The following is a 16,817-nucleotide window of genomic DNA, read 5'->3' on the forward strand; positions in this document are numbered from 1 at the left end:
CTGTCGTTCTTGCTACGTGAAGTGGACCCTCTGTGCTCCCCATGGGTCTCAGCGCAATCGAGTGTCCCGACGGCCTCTGCCACAGCCACCACGGTGGCCATGCCGTTGAACGGGAAACCATGCAGTCCACCCTCCAGTTGCACGGCAAAGACTGGTGTGAACGGCTGGCGGAGCGGATTTATGAAATCTCCGTCGACACCTTTTCGCAAAGTGTGATGCCGAGCCTGCATACGGCCGGCTGGCAGCGACGCCATCTCGACTGGGAATTCAAGCTCAACGACGGCGAGAGCGAACCCGATCGCACCCTGGTGGACGGGATGATCAACGCCACGGAAAGCTTCCTGCGCAGCAGCGAAGTGCACCGCCTGTTCATCCAGGAACTCGTGCAGGGCACCTTCGCGGAAGCCGACAACGACGACCTGCGCATTCAAGCGGTGCGCACCTTGGTAGAAACCGAGATCGTGGCGATGCTTGAGGAGCACAAAGAGGAGCTGCTGGATCGGCTCGCTCAGCAGCTGCTGGACAGCGCCAAAGGGGATTTCACAGCAGCTCGCTCCGCCTCAGAGGAGGCCTTGAAGGAGGTGGAGCACCTGGTGGTCAACCACGCCGAAGCGCTCTGAAGCAGGCGCTCTAAAGCAAGCGCTGATGATCCAAGACGTGCTGCCGGATCAGACGATCGGCAGCACTTCCTGTTCGAGGCCGGCGGCCCCGTTCACCTCTCCGCGGCGGTGCAGAACCCGGGCCCGAAGAATCAACGGATCGATGTCGCATTCGAGTTGCCAGCAGCCATCGAGCTGGTCGCGCTGCTGATCGAGGGGGCTGCTGAAGAAACGACGTTGGGCCATGGCGATGGGCGGGACCCGATCCCGATGGAGCTGATGGCCGGACGGTAGAGATGCCACGGCGCAAAGGAATGGTTAAAAAGACTCATCTTCCCGGGAGGTGATATCTCAGCCGTCAGCTTCAACCTCCCGGCCAGGCAGACCACGAACGAGTCCCAAGCCCGCCAGGTTCAACCAAGGCAGTGGCAGCAACAGCTGATCCAGCTGCTGCTGCGCAGGCTCGAGCTCGAGGGCAGCAGCCGCGACCTGCTGGTGTTTGCAGGCCCAGGGGCAGGCAAAACCCTCGGGGCGTTGCTGGGATTCCGCGCCATGCGCGATCAAGGCCGGCTGGACCATTTCCTGGTCTTCTGCCACCGAACCTCAATCCTCAATCAGTGGAAATCCGCCGCGGCGCGTCTTGGCTTGCGGCTGGAGGAGTGGCCTTGCCCGCCGGAGCGAAGCCAAGACGCTGATGGCTTGCTGGTGACCTATCAGGGGGCCGGTCGCCAGCGCGAGGCTCTGGGGGCACGGTTCGAGCAATGGGGCCTGAGCGCCTGCATGGCGATCGCCGATGAGGCCCACCATCTCGGCGTTGATCCCGACGAGCCGGATGCCACCGCCTGGGGGCAGACCTTTCTTGAGCTGACCGGCAGCGTGCGGCTGCGCCTGGGGCTCACGGGGACCCCCTTTCGTGCCGACAACCTGGCGTTCTGCGCCGCCCGGCGCATGCGGGTGCGGCTGGATGACGGCGGTTGGGTTGAGCAGATCCGACCGGATCTCTGCGTTGAGCCCAGGGGCTTAATCGCCGCAGGGGATGTGCGCCCCCTGGAGTTCCGTTTTCAGGACGGCTGGGTGGAACACAGCCGCGAAGGACACCCCGACCGCGACGTTTCCCCCCTCTCGGCTGAGCAACGGGAAAGCTGGCGCGCGCGCAACCTGCGTCGCGCCATCCGCCTGGCCGATAGCAGCAGCATTGGCCAGCAGGTTCTGCTGCGCGCCCAACAGAAACTGAATCAGTTGCGTGAGCGGCAGCCGCAGGCTGCTGGTCTTGTGATCGCCCGCGACATCAGCCACGCCGAAGCCATCAGCCGGGTGTTGATCGACGACGGCAACCGGGTGGAGTTAATCCATTCCCAGAGCCCCCAAGCAACGGAGCGCTTGAACGCCTTCCAAAGCGGTAACGCCGATTGGCTGGTGAGCATCGACATGTGCGCGGAGGGCTTTGATGCGCCACGTCTGCGGGTGGTGGCCTATCTGACCACCGTGGTGACCCGAAGCCGTTTCGTGCAGGGCATCACCCGGGCTGTGCGGATGACGCCCGAACTGGCCGCCCGTGAAGCCATTCCCAGAGAAGCCTCTTACGTGTTTGCTCCGGCAGACCCGCTGCTGATGGACTACGCCAGGTCATGGTCAGTGGCCGAGCCCTACGTGCTGCGGCCTCAGGAGCCGGAAGTCGAGGACCAGCAGCCAGGGGTTGGAGCCTGGCGCGGGCCGAGCCTTCCCCTGGAGGCGGTGGAGGATGGAGCCGGTGCTGTGATCCGGCTGAAAACGCCCGAATTGCCCGCTTTTTTGCAGCGCTGAGCACAGCATTGGCCAGAGGAAAATGCGAATTTGTGCAAATGAACGGCCGAAAGGGACCCCCGATCCGCCAATCTGATCAACATCGAGGAGACAGTCATGGACGCCGCAATGGAACGCCGGATCGTCGTTGCAACGGGCTGGGCATCCACGCGCATCGCAGTCCTGGACAAGGAAGAGCGCTATGAAGACAGTTATGCGATAACGCAAGAATTCTGCGAATGGATCACATGCATCGGCGAAAACGTTGAGATGCTTGAGGCCAATGTTTTGGCGGTTCCGCGCAACCCGAGCAAACGGCGTCCGATTCACGACCCCAGCTCCAACGACTCACAAGTTGAAATCTGAAGGTTTTCTTAAATTCTCCTGAAGCTCAATCATTCATTTCCAAGCCTTTGCTCACGTCGGCTTCCAGCAGGGCTTTAGATTTAACTCATAGTCAGTTCGCTTAAGCGGTGGGTCAAGCCGATACAGATCACATCGAAAATCTGGTCATCGTTGGGTCAGGGCCAGCCGGGTACACAGCTGCCATCTACGCCGCACGGGCCAATCTGCAACCGCTTCTAGTCACAGGGTTCCAACGCGGTGGCATCCCCGGTGGCCAGCTGATGACCACCACCCATGTGGAGAATTTTCCTGGCTTCCCGGACGGAGTGCTCGGGCCCGACCTGATGGACCTGATGAAGTCTCAGGCGGTGCGGTGGGGCACTCACCTGCTTGAAGCGGATGCCGACAGCATTGATTTCAGCTCCAAGCCCTACTGCATTGAGGTGGAAGGACAGACCATCCGCACCCACGCCCTGGTGATTGCCACGGGCGCCAGCGCCAACCGCCTCCAGTTGCCTTCAGAGCAAACCTTCTGGAGCAAAGGGATCAGCGCCTGCGCGATCTGTGACGGCGCCACACCGCAGTTCCGCAACGAGGAACTCGCCGTGGTGGGCGGCGGCGACTCTGCCTGTGAAGAGGCGGTGTATCTCACCAAGTACGGAAGCCACGTGCATCTGGTGGTGCGCTCCGACAAACTCCGCGCCAGTGCCGCCATGGCTGATCGGGTGTTGGCCAACGACTCAATCACGGTGCACTGGAACAGCGAGATCGACGACGTGAGCGGGGACGACTGGATGCAGTCGATGACCCTGCGCAATCGCATCGAGGGCAGTGCATCCACCATCGCCGCTAAGGGGCTCTTCTATGCCATCGGCCACACCCCCAACACCGATCTGCTTCAGGGGCAAATCGATCTGAACGAAAAGGGTTACCTGACAACGGAACCGGGACGACCGGAAACGTCCATGGAAGGCGTCTTCGCGGCCGGCGATGTAGCCGATGCCGAATGGAGACAGGGCATCACCGCAGCTGGCAGCGGCTGCAAGGCGGCCTTGGCAGCAGAGCGCTGGCTGAGTCACCACAACCTGGCCACCCGGGTGCAGCGTGAGCAGGTGGAGCCGGCAGTGGCGGAACGTCCTGTGAATGTGGATGTCACCACGGAAGCCACCTACGACCCCCAGGGGCTTTGGCAGAAAGGAAGCTTTGCCCTGCGCAAGCTTTATCACGACAGCGCCAAGCCCCTGCTGGTGATTTACACCTCACCCACCTGCGGCCCTTGCCACGTGCTGAAGCCCCAGCTGCAGCGGGTGATTCAAGAGCTTGATGGATCAGCCCAGGCCGTTGTCATCGACATTGAGGCCGATCAAGAGATCGCCGAACAGGCCGGAGTGAGCGGCACACCCACGGTGCAGCTGTTCCACAACAAAAGCATGGTGAAGCAATGGCGTGGCGTAAAGCAGCGCAGTGAATTCAAAGCTGCAATTGAAGGTTGCCTTCAGGCAGCAGCCTGAGGGCAACAGCCCTCAGCGACGGCGCGGGCCGCCGGGGCGGTTGCCGCCGGGACGACCGCCGGGAGCACCGGCATTGCGCTCGCGGTAGGTGATGCGGCCACGGGTGAGGTCGTAGGGGCTGATCTCTACCAGCACCTTGTCTCCCGCGAGCAATTTGATCCGGAACTTGGTGAGCTTTCCAGCCGCTCTGCAGAGGCATTGGTGACCAGCAGGCTGCTCGAGGGTGACCAGATAGAACCCGTTGCCCTGTTCCTTCTCGATCACGCCCGAGGTTTCGATCATGCGCTGGTGGCCAGTTCTGTCTTGCTGCAGTCAGTTTAGAAGGCCACTTGCACCCCGCAGAGACAACACAGCCCTTAGGCTCCAACGCCGATACACATCCCCCTGCCGTGATTCTCCCCCCGTTGAGCCTGGATCTCGGCCTGCTGCTGATCTCCATTGGCGTGGTCAACCTGTGGAGGATGCGCGAAAACGCAAGCTGACTTGACGACGCTGCTGCTGAACAAGCCCTACGGGGTTTTGAGTCAATTCACGCCTGAGGAGGGAAGCCGCTGGGGTTGCCTGAGCGACTTTGTTGATGTGCCCCAGGTGTACGCCGCGGGTCGACTCGATGCAGACAGCGAGGGGCTGCTGATCCTCACCAGCAACGGCCGACTGCAACAGCGCCTCACTGACCCTCGCTTTGGCCACTGGCGCAGCTACTGGGCGCAGGTGGAAGGCACTCCCAACACCGAACAACTGCAACAGCTCTGCGATGGCGTTGTGGTTCAGGGGCGCCGCACCTTGCCAGCGAAGGCGCACTGGCTTCAGAACCAAGACCAACCGCAGTTGCCCGAACGAACACCTCCGATTCGTTTTCGCGCTGCGATTCCCACCAGTTGGTTGCAGCTGTCCCTCACCGAGGGGCGCAACCGGCAAGTGCGCCGGATGACGGCGGCTGTTGGCCTGCCGACGTTGCGTCTGGTGCGCTGCTGCATCGATCTGATGGACAACGGTCCACCGCTGGACCTCACGGGCCTTCAACCCGGCAGTTGGCGTGCGGTGACAACAGCTGAGGAGGAACGGCTCAACCGCCTGATCAACAGCAGCTCGAGCGCTGCTGCTCAGCGGGGAGGACATCGGCAGGGAGGGCACCGACGAGGGTGACCGCCCGGAACTCAATGCCCTCCACCTCACGCCAGGGCTGCTCACTGCGATCGGCGTAGCGAACCTGCTCAAAACCAAGAGCTTCGAATGCCTCCAGGAAGGCCTGCTCCTGCCAGGCGCCGCTGATGCAGCCGCTCCAGAGATCAGGGTCCTGCTGCAAACGCAGGGGCACCACCTGATCGCAAACGATGTCGCTGATGGCAACGCGACCACCGGGAGCCAGGACCCGGCGAATGTTGGCCAAGAGCCTGTCGCGTGCCGACGGGTTCACCAGGTTGAGCACACAGTTGCTCAGCACCACATCGATCGAACCGTCAGCGATCAGGGGTTCACCCGTGGCCGTGGGGGCATCCAGGGCTTCGATGGCACCATCAACAAAACGGACGTTGTCGAAGCCCACGGCCGAAGCAACTACCGGGATCGCTTCACGGGACAAGGCCAGCATGTCAGCGTTGCGGTCTACACCAGTCACGCGGCCGGATGAACCGACAATTTGGCTGCAGATGAAGGCATTTTTGCCGCTGCCGCTGCCCAGGTCGAGCACCCGATCCCCCTGCTTCACCCAGCGGGTGGGGTCACCACAGCCGTAATCCCTCTCAACAACAGCCTCAGGGATCACCTTGAGCAGGGCAGGGTCGAAGCCGACCGGAGTGCAAAGGCAGGCTTCCTGCTCTTGGGCCGCAGCCCCATAGCGGGCTTCGACTGCCTGGGTTTGATCCAGAGACTGGGGCACTGGGGCCGAACAACACGATTCCGCCATCAGCCGATCGCCTCCTGCAGCTCACGCACCACATTCCACTGGCCGTACCAGTAGTTGGCCTCGGCCCGTCGGTCGGGGTCGGCCATGCCATCCACTGCATCGGGGCCCACCGACTTCCACAGCTCATGGCCGCAGACGCGGTTGAGGCCTTGTTCCGCCTCATCCGACAACAACTGCAGACGCCGCTGCAGATTTTTGAGCTGAGCGACAGCCATCAGAACAGAATCAATTGTGGCGATAGTACAAAAGAACCAAGAGAGATCAAGGCTCAGAAGGGCAGCTTTTTCTTCGCGTCCTTGTCGAGATCGGCTTCCATCTCGCGCAGACGCTTCAGGATCGTGTCGTAGTACTCACCGATGTAGCCCTCCATGTCCGTGGTCTCCGAGGCCTCAAGACCGAAGGCGGCGTAGCTGTTCTGCATGGGGGCATCCAGGGTCTGACCGCTGCCGGTGACCTCAGCAAAGGCCAAGCGCTCCGCCACGTTGACGGCGGGTTCAAAGAAGGACGCCACCCCCTGCATCAGGTTCATCAGGACGGGCTGCACCCGAAACACTCGGGCTGTCTTGCCACTGCAGCGTTCACAGAGCTGCACTAGTTCGCCAGTGTTCCAGGCCTTGGGACCAACAACGGGGTAGGTGCCACGCACGGTTTCCTCCCGCTCGAGTGCCGCGACGGCGAAGCGGGCCATGTCCTGAGTGTTCATGTAGGCAATGGCCGTGGGGCTGCCACTGACCCACACCGTCTGACTCTCAAGAACAGGAATGGCGAACTGACTGATCACCCCCTGCATGAAGGCGGCACCTTGCAGGATCGTGTAGTCGAAATCCGACGACTCAAGCAGCTTCTCGGTGCAGGCCTTGATGTCCATCAAGGGAACCTGGCGGTGCTGATGCGCACCCAGCAGCGAGAGAAAGACAAAACGCTTCACCCCTGCTCGCTCACAGGCACGAAGCAGATTGAGCTTTCCATCCCAATCCGTTTCGTAGATGCTGCGGGGGTCGTTGGGGCGACTGGTGGATGCATCGATCACGGCATCCATGCCCTCAAGGGCGTAATCGAGGCTGTCGGGCTCCAACAGGTCGCCCCGGGTCAGCTCACAACCCCATTCCTGAAGAAAGGCAGCCTTGCGGGGGGTCCGCACCATGCAGCGCACTTGGTGGCCGGCGTCAAGGGCACGACGGGCGACCTGTCGTCCCAGGGTGCCGGTGCCACCCACCACAAGCACTTGCATCGGCGCCTTCCTCACGAAGGGTGGAGCTTAATAGCCCCGGTAGCAAAGCGACTGCCTCAGTCGTCGCCCTGCAGCTTCAGCAGCAGAGCACCACCAGCGAGGCCGACGGGAATCAAGACCCAGAAGATCGCAGCAGTTCCAAAAATCTCAGCAGCCATGGTCTGGGCAAAGCGATCACCCGCCCATTTAAATCCCTTCCCCCCGCAGGCTGGCGCAGATCTGTAACAGCTGCGGTAATTCCGCATCAGTTCGCACCTGGCCCGGCATGACGCCACTGGCACTGGCGCGATAACCCGCCGCCTGGAGCGCCTGCACCAATGGCCCCAGAGCTGTTGGTCCACCGCTGCCCAGCCGTCGGGCCAGCTCATCAGTGGGCCAGACCGTGGGGCGATCGCCGGGATCCGCCTGCAGACGCTGCATCAATCGAAGGGTGGCAGGGCTGATCTGCTGACGCCCCAGCTGTTGAGCCTCGGCAATCAGCTGCTGTAAAAACTGTGGCTCCTGCAAGGGACCAATCCACAGCGGGCCGCTGATGCTCCAGCGCCCCTGACCAGCCGCGCAATCACAGGCGGGCCAGCCGCTGAGCTTGAGCAGGGGCTGCACCCGTTGAGCACCACAGCGTTCGCAACGGGCCACCAGCCCCAGCTTCTGTTCATCACCTGCGGGGATCTGGCGCCGCAGGCGCAGCGCTAGGCGAAAGGTGCGGCCTTCACTGAAGCTGAACAGCGGCTGCAGTCCGCGTCCCAGCATCCAGGCCTGACGCGCCACCAGCCCGATCTGCTGCCGCAGGGCCATTTCCCAGCTGGAGGGATGGGCTCGAGCGGCAGCCCCGAGGCTGCGAATAGCGCCCGGCCGGTCATGGCCAGTGGGGGAGCGACCATCCGTGGAGGCCAGAAACAACAGGCCGTCGAAGCGCAGAGCCTGAAGAGCCGGCTGAATCAGAGGCCCAGGAGCACCGAAGGCATCAAGGTCGATGAAATCGAACCAGTGGCGCTCAACAATCGAGCGGTGCAGCAGCAGGTCTGCAGCCTCAGCCGTGAGCCGCATTGAGCACCCCAGCCTTTGCAGATTGGCCTGGATCAGCGGCAGCCGGTCGGGATCCCCATCGTTGATCCAGAGCTCCGTTTCAACGGCCGTGTTGGCCAGCGCCTCCAACCCCCAGCGCAGGGTTCTGATCCCACAACCGGCCATCAGATCCAGCCAGCGCAGGGGCCGCGTGGCATGGAGGCTCTGGTGACGGGCCAGCAACACCGAAAGGTCCCGGGCCGGACGCGACTCAGGCCTGAAAAAGCCTGGGCCAAGGCTGAGCTCAGCCAAACCTTCGCGATAGTGATGATCGGTTGAGGTCAGAAGGGTGCCACCTGCTGCTGTCCAGACTGCCGAGTGGGGGGTCCAGAGCACCTGGCAGTGGAAGGGCTGGCCCTGCCACTGGCGGGTCAGCGGCCCTGAAGCGGGCCCTGCCCTGCTGCTGTTGCACGGTTTCGGCGCCGCCAGCGGACACTGGCGCCACTGCGCGCCGCGCCTGGCCGAACAGGGCTGGCGGGTCTACAGCCTGGATTTGCTGGGTTTCGGCCAATCCGCCCAGCCGGCACGGCAGATGGACAACCGACTCTGGGCCCTGCAGGTGTGCGCATTCCTCGATCAGGTGGTGCAAGGGCCAGCGGTGGTGATCGGCAATTCCCTGGGGGGCCTGACCGCACTCACCGCGGCGGTGCTGGCGCCAAGCCGGGTGCGGGCGGTGGTCGCCGCGCCCCTGCCGGACCCTGCCCTGATTCAACCGTTGCCGAAACGGCGGGCGCCCTGGCGGCGGCGTTGGCAGCGGCGCCTGCTCGCCCTGGTGCTGCACGTGCTTCCGCTTGAACTTGTGGTGCCCTTGATCGCGCGCACGGGCTTGCTCAAAGCCGGGCTTCAGGGGGCCTACTGGCAGTCGATCCAATCCGATCCGGAGCTGCTGCAGCTGATCGCCCGTCCTGCCCGGCGCCCTACAGCAGCCCGGGCCCTGCGGGGCATGAGCCTGGGCATGGCCAACCGCCCCCGAGGCGCCACCGCCCCAGCCCTGCTCGAACAACTGCGGGTGCCGATGCTGCTGATCTGGGGCCGTCAGGATCGGTTTGTGCCCCTGGCCGTCGGGGAATCCGTGGCCGCCAGCCACACAGCACTCGAGCTGAAGGTGCTGGATCGCTGCGGCCACTGCCCCCATGACGAAGCGCCTGATCGCTTCCTGGCTGTGTTGTTGCCCTGGCTGGACCGTAACTTGGGAGGACCAGACCGGCAGGGGACGACCAGCGGCGATGAAACACACCCTTTCAGTGGTGGTTGAAGACGAATCCGGCGCACTCAGCCGGATCGCAGGACTCTTCGCCCGACGCGGCTTCAACATCGACAGCCTGGCTGTCGGCCCAGCAGAAGCCGAAGGGCAGTCGCGCCTGACCATGGTGGTGGAGGGCGATGACCAGACGCTCCAGCAGATGACCAAACAACTGGACAAGCTGGTGAATGTGCTTCAGGTCCTCGACCTGACACAGCGCCCGGCTGTGGAGCGGGAGCTGATGCTGCTCAAAGTTTCAGCACCGGCAGCATCCCGGGGCGCCGTGATCGAACTCGTTCAGGTGTTCAGGGCCAAGGTGGTGGACGTGGCTGATGAAGCCCTGACCCTGGAAGTGGTGGGTGATCCCGGAAAGCTGGTGGCCCTCGAACGGTTGATGGCCCCCTTCGGCATTCTCGAAATCGCCCGAACCGGCAAGGTGGCCCTTGAGCGGGCCTCAGGTGTGAACACCGAAATGCTCAAGGTGTCACCGAGCCAAAGCCGGGTGCCGGCCTGAGTTCACTCCTTTAACACCGCCTTGGTGATGCGATCTCCCTGTTGGATCGCGTCCACCACCTCCATGCCATCGACCACACGGCCGAAGACGGCGTATCGGCCGTCGAGTTCCGGCAAGGGACGCAAGGCCACATAGAACTGGGCACTGGCGGAATCAGGAGCCTGGGAGCGGGCCATGGCCACCGCTCCACGCTCGTGGGTCAACTCCAGGCCATCAAGTTCCGCTGGATTGGTGCTGACCCTGCTGTAGCGGGGCTGCGGCTCGGATCGGAACTTGATCTCAAGCGGAATCATCCGAGCCTGGCCGTTGTCGGGATCCACAAAACTGCCGGTGCCGAGCTGCCCCAAGGGAACCGATCGATCACTGGATTGCGGATCGCCACCCTGCACCACAAAGGGAACGGGCTCGCGAACAACGCGATGGAACATGGTTCCGTCGTAGATGCCGCGCCGCACCAGATCGATGAAATTGCCGGAGGTGAGGGGAGCGGAATCGCCATTCACTTCAATCGTGAACTCGCCCTGGCTCGTCTGTATGGTGACGGTGGCCAGGCCCTGCAGGCAGGCCGCCTGAGCATCAGCACAGCCGGTCACCACCGAAGCGCGCGGGGAAGTGCTGCAACTCACCAACAAAGGGATGAGCAGCAGCAGCGCCCAGGAACGAAGACGACGCATCGAATCAGAGGCCCTCAAGGTTGACGCCCAGGAATCGGGCCAGTTCAGCACCGTCCTTCTCTAACTGGGCCAAAGGAAGCGGTTCACCAACGCGGGTGAGCGGCATGTCACGGCGTCCCTGGATTCGCAGGGCGACGCGGCGGCGCGCATTGAAGCCATCGCGCACCTCCACCTTTACCGCTTTGACATCTTTAAGCGGAATTTCCACCAGAACAGGCTTGCGGAAACCGCGGCGGCTGATGGTCACCACACCGGCATCCTTATCGAAGCGATTGCTGCCGCCACCAACGTTCACAGCGATCACGTACCAGAGATACGTGGCCAGCAACGCCGCAGCAAGGCTGTACAAGCCCATCACCAGTCCCTGGGGCACAAACACCAGTGCTGCAGGGTGCCCAATGGGAACCAGGTCGCGACCGAGGTAGCTCGAGAGCGACGCCAGGAGGAAGCCCACGCCCCCAATCGTGACGGCCGAAGCCACCAAAAAATTCGAGAGACGACGGGAGCCGAGCACGGGTTGCTCGAGCACTGCTGCGGACATGACCCAGTCAGAACGAAGCGCCATTGTGACCGCAGAAAGGCCCCGAAGACGAAATAGGAAAAAATCACTAAGAAACAGAGCGATACAGGGGGTTTCAGCTCAGACAAATCAGCCCCGCAGGTCGCTTGAAGATTGTTAAGGTCGCGGCGTATCCCACAGCCTGCGGCTTTCCGCACCGTTCACCTCTCATGACGATCGCTGTAGGACGCGCGCCACAGCGGGGATGGTTTGACGTCCTCGATGACTGGCTCAAGCGCGACCGCTTCGTTTTTGTCGGCTGGTCCGGCATTCTTCTCCTTCCAACGGCCTACCTGGCCATAGGTGGCTGGCTGACAGGCACCACCTTTGTCACCTCCTGGTACACCCACGGCATTGCCTCCTCGTACCTGGAAGGTTGCAACTTCCTTACCGCTGCTGTGTCCACCCCCGCTGATGCGATGGGTCACAGCCTGCTGCTGCTCTGGGGCCCTGAGGCCCAGGGCGACTTCGTTCGCTGGTGTCAGCTCGGCGGCCTCTGGGCCTTCGTGGCCCTGCACGGCGCCTTCGCACTGATTGGCTTCATGCTCCGTCAGTTCGAGATCGCTCGTCTGGTCGGCATCCGCCCCTACAACGCCATCGCCTTCTCCGGTCCGATCGCGGTGTTCGTCAGCGTCTTCCTGATGTACCCCCTCGGCCAGAGCAGCTGGTTCTTCGCGCCCTCCTTCGGTGTGGCTGCGATCTTCCGCTTCCTTCTCTTCCTCCAGGGCTTCCACAACTGGACCCTGAACCCCTTCCACATGATGGGCGTCGCCGGCATCCTCGGCGGTGCACTGCTCTGCGCCATTCACGGCGCCACTGTGGAAAACACCCTGTTTGAGGACGGTGAGCAGGCCAACACCTTCAAGGCGTTCGAGCCCACTCAGGAAGAAGAGACCTATTCCATGGTCACCGCCAACCGCTTCTGGAGCCAGATCTTCGGTATCGCCTTCTCCAACAAGCGCTGGCTGCACTTCTTCATGCTGTTCGTGCCTGTGATGGGCCTGTGGACCAGCTCCATCGGCATCATCGGTCTGGCCCTCAACCTGCGCGCCTATGACTTCGTGTCCCAGGAAATCCGCGCTGCAGAAGATCCCGAATTCGAGACCTTCTACACCAAGAACATCCTTCTGAATGAAGGTCTGCGTGCCTGGATGGCACCGGCTGACCAGCCGCACGAAAACTTCGTCTTCCCTGAAGAGGTTCTGCCCCGTGGTAACGCTCTCTAATCCCGGTCTTGGCGCCACTGGCGGCAAAGACCTTCCCTCCACCGGGTATGCCTGGTGGTCTGGCAACGCCCGCCTGATCAACCTGTCCGGCCGTCTGCTTGGTGCCCACGTGGCCCACGCTGGTCTGATGGTGTTCTGGGCCGGCGCAATGATGCTGTTCGAGGTGAGCCACTTCACCTTCGACAAGCCCATGTACGAGCAGGGCTTCATCTGCATGCCCCACGTCGCCACCCTTGGCTACGGCGTGGGCCCCGGCGGTGAGGTCACTGATCTCTTCCCCTTCTTCGTGGTCGGTGTCCTGCACCTGATCAGCTCCGCCGTGCTCGGCCTCGGCGGCCTCTATCACGCCCTGCGTGGTCCGGAGATCTTGGAGAACTATTCCTCCTTCTTCTCCCAGGACTGGCGTGACAAAAACCAGATGACCAACATCATTGGTTACCACCTCATCCTTCTGGGAGTCGGCTGCCTGCTGCTGGTCTTTAAGGCCATGTTCTTCGGCGGCGTTTACGACACCTGGGCCCCCGGCGGCGGTGACGTCCGCATGATCACCAACCCGACCCTCGATCCGGGCGTGATTTTCGGTTACCTGTTCCGCGCTCCCTTCGGTGGAGAGGGCTGGATCATCGGTGTGAACTCCATGGAGGACATCATTGGTGGCCACATCTGGCTGGGTCTGACCCTGATCTTCGGTGGCATCTGGCACGCCATCACCAAGCCTTTCGGCTGGGTGCGTCGCGCCTTCATCTGGAACGGTGAGGCCTACCTGAGCTACAGCCTTGGCGCTCTGAGCTTCATGAGCTTCATCGCTTCTGCCTACATCTGGTTCAACAACACCGCCTATCCCTCCGAGTTCTGGGGCCCCACAAACGCTGAGGCATCCCAGGCTCAGAGCTTCACCTTCCTGGTGCGTGACCAGCGCCTCGGCGCCAACATCGGTTCCGCCATGGGTCCCACCGGCCTTGGCAAGTACCTGATGCGCTCACCCACCGGTGAAATCATCTTCGGTGGTGAAACCATGCGCTTCTGGGACTTCCGTGGTCCCTGGCTGGAGCCCCTGCGTGGCCCCAACGGTCTCAGCCTCGATAAGCTGCAGAACGACATTCAGCCCTGGCAAGTGCGCCGTGCGGCTGAGTACATGACCCACGCTCCCAACGCCTCGATCAATTCCGTGGGCGGCATCATCACCGAGCCCAACTCGGTGAACTACGTGAACCTCCGCCAGTGGCTGGGTGCAACGCAGTTCGTGCTCGCCTTCTTCTTCCTGGTTGGTCACCTCTGGCACGCCGGCCGCGCTCGCGCTGCTGCTGCTGGCTTCGAGAAAGGCATCGATCGCAAGGCTGAGCCTGTGCTCGGCATGCCCGACCTCGACTGATCCACCGGTTCAATCCAAACGATCGTCATCAACCCTCGCCACACGGCGGGGGTTTTTTATTGGGATGGAAGAGGCGATTTCTTAGCCTGTCCGAATCGATGGATCGTCCGTGAACACAGGCCTGAACACCCGGGTGATCCACCACGGCGACAGCTTTGCGGGAGACACCGGCACGGTGATGCCGCCGATCTTCCCCACCAGCACCTTTGCCCATGGCAACGCCGGCGGATTTGATTACACCCGGTCCGGCAACCCCAACTTCCGCATCCTTGATGGGGTGCTCGCCTCGGTTGAAGGCTGCGCCCACGCCACCGTGTTCGCCTCCGGCGTCAGCGCCATCACCGCCGTGGTCTCCCAACTGAAACAGGGCGATCTGGTGCTCTGCGAAGAGAACCTCTACGGCTGCACCGTGCGGCTGTTCGAGCAGGTGTTCGCGAAGTTCGGATTGAAAACCGCGTGGGTGGACTTCACCCAGCCAACCGCACTGGAGCAGATCCAAGCCCAGAAGCCAGCGATGGTGTGGCTGGAGAGCCCCACCAACCCTCTGCTCAAGGTGATCGACCTGGAGGCGGTGTGTGCCATCACCCAACCCCTCGGCATCCCCGTGGTGGTGGACAACACCTTCGCCACCGCCCTGGTGCAGCGCCCGCTGGAGCTGGGCGCAACCCTCTCGCTCACCAGCACAACCAAGTACATCAACGGCCACTCCGATGCCCTCGGTGGAGCCGTGTGCACCAACGATCCCGAGTGGCACCAGAAGATGGTGTTCTCCCAGAAGGCCCTTGGGCTGCAGCCGTCCCCCTTTGATTGCTGGCTGATCACGCGGGGCATCAAGACCCTGCCACTGCGGCTCAAGCAGCAGATGGCCAATGCCGCGGCCCTGGCCGATCAACTGGCGGGGCACGCGAAGGTGAACTGGGTGCGTTACCCCCACCGCAGCGATCACCCTCAGCATCAGGTGGCAACCCGTCAGATGCGTGCCGGTGGCGCCATCGTGACGGTGAGCTTCAACGCCAGCCAGGAGCAGACCTATGCCCTCTGCAAACAGCTGCGCTGGTTCACCATGGCCGAAAGCCTGGGCGGCATCGAAAGCCTGATCTGCCACCCCGCCACCATGACCCACGCCGCGGTGTCGGCTGAGGTAAAGGCCAAACTGGGCATCGACGATGGCCTGGTGCGCTTCTCCGTGGGCTGCGAAGACCTCGCCGATCTGCAGGCCGATCTGGACCAGGCCCTGGAGCTGCTGGCGTGAGTCCCCGCAATCTGCTCAGCGATCCGGCCTGGCAGGGCTCTGATCTCGGCCATCCCCTTCCGGACTCCCCCCATGCGGTGTCTGTGGCGCTGCCGCGCTGGTGCGATGTGATCGCCTACGAGGAGAAGGATCCGGCCTGCCGCGATGCCCTGCAGACGATCTATCCCCGCTTCGGCCTGCATCCGCTGATCCGACAACTAGTTCAGCCTTCGGAGCTTGCAGGCACCACGGTCTGGCCTTACCCCACCGAAGCGGCAGCCCAGGCAGCCCTGGCCCACTGCCAACGCAAAGCACCAGAGAGCCGCTCGGAGCTGATCGCCATTGCCGGGGTGACCTGCCTGCGCAGTGATGCAGCGGCGAGCCCCCATGCCAAAGCGTTCTGGCAGCACACCGGCCTGGGCCTCTCCTCCCGCCAGGCCGCCATCGCCCTAGGGAAGGAGACGGCCCCCAGCAGCTCATACGGCGACGCCGCCCGCGAGGTGATTCGAAAGCGCTTGGCTGGCATCCATAGCGTCGACGCCCAGCAGATCAGCCTGCATCCAGCGGGAATGGCCGGGCTGCATGCGGCACTCAGCGCCATCCAGACGCTGCGGCCCGGGAAGCCCACGCTGCAGCTGGGCTTTCCCTATGTGGATGTGCTGAAGCAGCCGCAGGTGGTGTTTCACGGTGGCGAGCTGTTGCAACCGCAGAGCCTTGCCGAGGTGGAAGTAGCCCTGGATCAGCTCCAACCGGCGGCCGTGATTGTGGAGCTGCCCAGCAATCCGCTGCTGCGCTGCATGGATCTGCCAGGCGTGTCGGCCCTGGCCCGCAGCCGCGGCATTCCAGTGATTGCCGATGACACGATCGGCACCGGCATCAACCTCAATGCCCTGCCCTACGCCGATCTGATCTTCACCTCACTCACCAAAAGCTTCGCTGGCCGAGGTGATGTGATGGCGGGCAGTGTGCTGGTGAGTCCGCAGTCGGCCTGGGCGACCACCCTGCTGGCGGCGGTTCCAGCCATCGCCCCACTCAGCGATGCCGATGCCATCGCCCTGGAGATCGCTAGCCGGGATGTGCTCCAGCGGGTGCCGCAACTCGATGCCAACGCCCTGCTTCTGGCGGAACGGCTCGAAGAGCACCCGGCCGTGCAGCGGGTGCTGCATCCGAAGAGCTGCCCCAACTTCCGCGCCTTGATGCGCAGCGGTGCTGGCCACGGCTGCCTGCTCTCCTTTGAACTGAAAGGAGGCCAAGAGCATTCCAAGCGGGTTTACGACGCGCTTCGGATCAGCAAAGGCCCCAGTCTTGGCACCGATTTCAGCCTGGTGTGCCCTTACACCCAGCTGGCCCACTACGACGAACTGAGCTGGGCGGAGCAATGCGGTGTGCCGGCTGATCTGCTCCGTGTGTCCGTCGGCCGGGAAGACCCCGAGGCGCTGTGGATGCGGTTTGAGCAAGCGTTTGCTGACCAAGAGTCCGGTGAGACTCTGAAAAAGCCCTTAACAACTGGGTGAGGAGAGGCTTTCGATCATTAGTTTGTTTTCTTCGGGCCCCTCTAC

Annotated in this window: 20 protein-coding genes; 11 read left to right on the forward strand and 9 right to left on the reverse strand. The window is 62.9% G+C overall.

Annotated elements, in window-relative coordinates; genetic code table 11:
- Positions 1-41: 41 nt before the first annotated feature.
- A complete protein-coding gene (locus SynA1562_RS09560; protein ID WP_011364927.1) occupies positions 42-620 on the forward strand; it encodes a hypothetical protein in 579 nt (192 codons plus the stop codon).
- A gap of 48 nt (positions 621-668) precedes the next feature.
- Here the strand turns inward: SynA1562_RS09560 and SynA1562_RS09565 are convergent, their stop codons facing one another.
- On the reverse strand, positions 669-902 hold the full coding sequence (locus SynA1562_RS09565) for a hypothetical protein (protein WP_136975370.1): 234 nt from the start codon (positions 900-902) through the stop codon (positions 669-671).
- A 144-nt stretch (positions 903-1,046) separates the two neighbouring features.
- On the opposite strand from SynA1562_RS09565, the gene SynA1562_RS09570 reads away from it, so the two are divergent.
- From SynA1562_RS09570 to trxB, 3 genes are all read left to right on the forward strand, one after another.
- Entirely contained in the window at positions 1,047-2,402 is a 1,356-nt protein-coding gene (locus SynA1562_RS09570; protein WP_370593284.1) for a DEAD/DEAH box helicase, read from the forward strand.
- 96 nt (positions 2,403-2,498) lie between these two features.
- Positions 2,499-2,747 carry a hypothetical protein gene (locus SynA1562_RS09575; RefSeq protein ID WP_186493679.1) on the forward strand — a complete coding sequence of 83 codons (249 nt, stop codon included), beginning with the start codon at positions 2,499-2,501 and terminating at the stop codon, positions 2,745-2,747.
- A gap of 107 nt (positions 2,748-2,854) precedes the next feature.
- On the forward strand, positions 2,855-4,237 hold the full coding sequence (trxB, locus tag SynA1562_RS09580; protein ID WP_186493680.1) for a thioredoxin-disulfide reductase: 1,383 nt from the start codon (positions 2,855-2,857) through the stop codon (positions 4,235-4,237).
- 12 nt (positions 4,238-4,249) lie between these two features.
- Here trxB and infA read toward each other — a convergent pair whose 3' ends face one another.
- Positions 4,250-4,519 (reverse strand): translation initiation factor IF-1, encoded by a 270-nt coding sequence (gene infA, locus SynA1562_RS09585; RefSeq protein ID WP_006041809.1) that lies wholly within the window; start codon positions 4,517-4,519, stop codon positions 4,250-4,252.
- A 201-nt stretch (positions 4,520-4,720) separates the two neighbouring features.
- On the opposite strand from infA, the gene SynA1562_RS09590 reads away from it, so the two are divergent.
- Positions 4,721-5,383, forward strand: a complete 663-nt coding sequence (locus tag SynA1562_RS09590) for a pseudouridine synthase (RefSeq protein WP_255445631.1) — start codon at positions 4,721-4,723, stop codon at positions 5,381-5,383.
- Here the strand turns inward: SynA1562_RS09590 and SynA1562_RS09595 are convergent.
- Genes SynA1562_RS09595 through SynA1562_RS09615 form a run of 5 tightly spaced genes read right to left on the reverse strand, consistent with a single transcriptional unit; the run spans position 5,316 to position 8,691 of the window.
- The gene (locus SynA1562_RS09595) at positions 5,316-6,143 is read right to left on the reverse strand and encodes a methyltransferase domain-containing protein (protein WP_186493682.1); all 828 of its coding nucleotides are present in this window, start codon (positions 6,141-6,143) and stop codon (positions 5,316-5,318) included. The genes SynA1562_RS09590 and SynA1562_RS09595 overlap by 68 nt on opposite strands.
- Positions 6,143-6,358, reverse strand: coding sequence for a hypothetical protein (locus SynA1562_RS09600; protein ID WP_011364934.1), 216 nt, complete (start codon positions 6,356-6,358; stop codon positions 6,143-6,145). Before SynA1562_RS09600 ends, SynA1562_RS09595 begins: the two co-directional genes overlap by 1 nt.
- A gap of 53 nt (positions 6,359-6,411) precedes the next feature.
- Complete coding sequence (locus SynA1562_RS09605) at positions 6,412-7,374, reverse strand: NAD(P)H-binding protein (RefSeq protein WP_186493683.1); 963 nt, start codon at positions 7,372-7,374, stop codon at positions 6,412-6,414.
- A 56-nt stretch (positions 7,375-7,430) separates the two neighbouring features.
- Positions 7,431-7,532, reverse strand: coding sequence for a cytochrome b6-f complex subunit PetM (gene petM / locus SynA1562_RS09610; RefSeq protein WP_011364936.1), 102 nt, complete (start codon positions 7,530-7,532; stop codon positions 7,431-7,433).
- 28 nt (positions 7,533-7,560) lie between these two features.
- Entirely contained in the window at positions 7,561-8,691 is a 1,131-nt protein-coding gene (locus SynA1562_RS09615; RefSeq protein WP_186493684.1) for a N2,N2-dimethylguanosine tRNA methyltransferase, read from the reverse strand.
- Positions 8,692-8,728: 37 nt separating this feature from the next.
- On the opposite strand from SynA1562_RS09615, the gene SynA1562_RS09620 reads away from it, so the two are divergent.
- Both SynA1562_RS09620 and ilvN read left to right on the forward strand, forming a co-directional pair.
- Entirely contained in the window at positions 8,729-9,694 is a 966-nt protein-coding gene (locus SynA1562_RS09620; RefSeq protein ID WP_186493685.1) for an alpha/beta fold hydrolase, read from the forward strand.
- The gene (gene ilvN / locus SynA1562_RS09625) at positions 9,666-10,196 is read left to right on the forward strand and encodes an acetolactate synthase small subunit (RefSeq protein WP_011364939.1); all 531 of its coding nucleotides are present in this window, start codon (positions 9,666-9,668) and stop codon (positions 10,194-10,196) included. The genes SynA1562_RS09620 and ilvN overlap by 29 nt, the downstream gene beginning before the upstream one ends.
- 2 nt (positions 10,197-10,198) lie before the next feature.
- On the opposite strand, the gene SynA1562_RS09630 is transcribed toward ilvN, so the two are convergent.
- Both SynA1562_RS09630 and SynA1562_RS09635 read right to left on the reverse strand, forming a co-directional pair.
- A complete protein-coding gene (locus SynA1562_RS09630; RefSeq protein ID WP_186493686.1) occupies positions 10,199-10,870 on the reverse strand; it encodes a peptidylprolyl isomerase in 672 nt (223 codons plus the stop codon).
- Positions 10,871-10,874: 4 nt separating this feature from the next.
- The gene (locus SynA1562_RS09635; protein WP_025362460.1) at positions 10,875-11,411 is read right to left on the reverse strand and encodes a photosystem I assembly protein Ycf4; all 537 of its coding nucleotides are present in this window, start codon (positions 11,409-11,411) and stop codon (positions 10,875-10,877) included.
- A 188-nt stretch (positions 11,412-11,599) separates the two neighbouring features.
- Here SynA1562_RS09635 and psbD point away from each other — a divergent pair, with 188 nt between their 5' ends.
- The 4 genes from psbD (at position 11,600) to SynA1562_RS09655 (ending at position 16,772) form a co-directional block, all read left to right on the forward strand.
- Positions 11,600-12,655: a photosystem II D2 protein (photosystem q(a) protein) gene (psbD, locus tag SynA1562_RS09640; protein ID WP_006851499.1), complete on the forward strand. Its 1,056-nt coding sequence runs from the start codon at positions 11,600-11,602 to the stop codon at positions 12,653-12,655.
- Positions 12,639-14,027, forward strand: a complete 1,389-nt coding sequence (gene psbC / locus SynA1562_RS09645) for a photosystem II reaction center protein CP43 (RefSeq protein ID WP_011364942.1) — start codon at positions 12,639-12,641, stop codon at positions 14,025-14,027. Before psbD ends, psbC begins: the two co-directional genes overlap by 17 nt.
- A gap of 109 nt (positions 14,028-14,136) precedes the next feature.
- Positions 14,137-15,279 (forward strand): PLP-dependent aspartate aminotransferase family protein, encoded by a 1,143-nt coding sequence (locus SynA1562_RS09650; RefSeq protein ID WP_186493687.1) that lies wholly within the window; start codon positions 14,137-14,139, stop codon positions 15,277-15,279.
- Positions 15,276-16,772: a PLP-dependent transferase gene (locus tag SynA1562_RS09655; RefSeq protein WP_186493688.1), complete on the forward strand. Its 1,497-nt coding sequence runs from the start codon at positions 15,276-15,278 to the stop codon at positions 16,770-16,772. The genes SynA1562_RS09650 and SynA1562_RS09655 overlap by 4 nt, the downstream gene beginning before the upstream one ends.
- Positions 16,773-16,817: the final 45 nt, after the last annotated feature.

It is taken from the genome of Synechococcus sp. A15-62 (assembly GCF_014280075.1).
Lineage (GTDB): Bacteria > Cyanobacteriota > Cyanobacteriia > PCC-6307 > Cyanobiaceae > Parasynechococcus.

What these genes read in the sequence shown, in the direction of transcription:
- psbD (WP_006851499.1), top strand. Translation starts at nt 11,600, where the DNA reads ATGACGATCGCTGTAGGACGCGCGCCACAGCGGGGATGGTTTGACGTC.
- SynA1562_RS09635 (WP_025362460.1), bottom strand. Translation starts at nt 11,411, where the DNA reads ATGTCCGCAGCAGTGCTCGAGCAACCCGTGCTCGGCTCCCGTCGTCTC.
- SynA1562_RS09605 (WP_186493683.1), bottom strand. Translation starts at nt 7,374, where the DNA reads ATGCAAGTGCTTGTGGTGGGTGGCACCGGCACCCTGGGACGACAGGTC.
- petM (WP_011364936.1), bottom strand. Translation starts at nt 7,532, where the DNA reads ATGGCTGCTGAGATTTTTGGAACTGCTGCGATCTTCTGGGTCTTGATT.
- SynA1562_RS09595 (WP_186493682.1), bottom strand. Translation starts at nt 6,143, where the DNA reads ATGGCGGAATCGTGTTGTTCGGCCCCAGTGCCCCAGTCTCTGGATCAA.
- SynA1562_RS09630 (WP_186493686.1), bottom strand. Translation starts at nt 10,870, where the DNA reads ATGCGTCGTCTTCGTTCCTGGGCGCTGCTGCTGCTCATCCCTTTGTTG.
- infA (WP_006041809.1), bottom strand. Translation starts at nt 4,519, where the DNA reads ATGATCGAAACCTCGGGCGTGATCGAGAAGGAACAGGGCAACGGGTTC.
- SynA1562_RS09575 (WP_186493679.1), top strand. Translation starts at nt 2,499, where the DNA reads ATGGACGCCGCAATGGAACGCCGGATCGTCGTTGCAACGGGCTGGGCA.
- SynA1562_RS09600 (WP_011364934.1), bottom strand. Translation starts at nt 6,358, where the DNA reads ATGGCTGTCGCTCAGCTCAAAAATCTGCAGCGGCGTCTGCAGTTGTTG.
- SynA1562_RS09560 (WP_011364927.1), top strand. Translation starts at nt 42, where the DNA reads ATGGGTCTCAGCGCAATCGAGTGTCCCGACGGCCTCTGCCACAGCCAC.
- ilvN (WP_011364939.1), top strand. Translation starts at nt 9,666, where the DNA reads ATGAAACACACCCTTTCAGTGGTGGTTGAAGACGAATCCGGCGCACTC.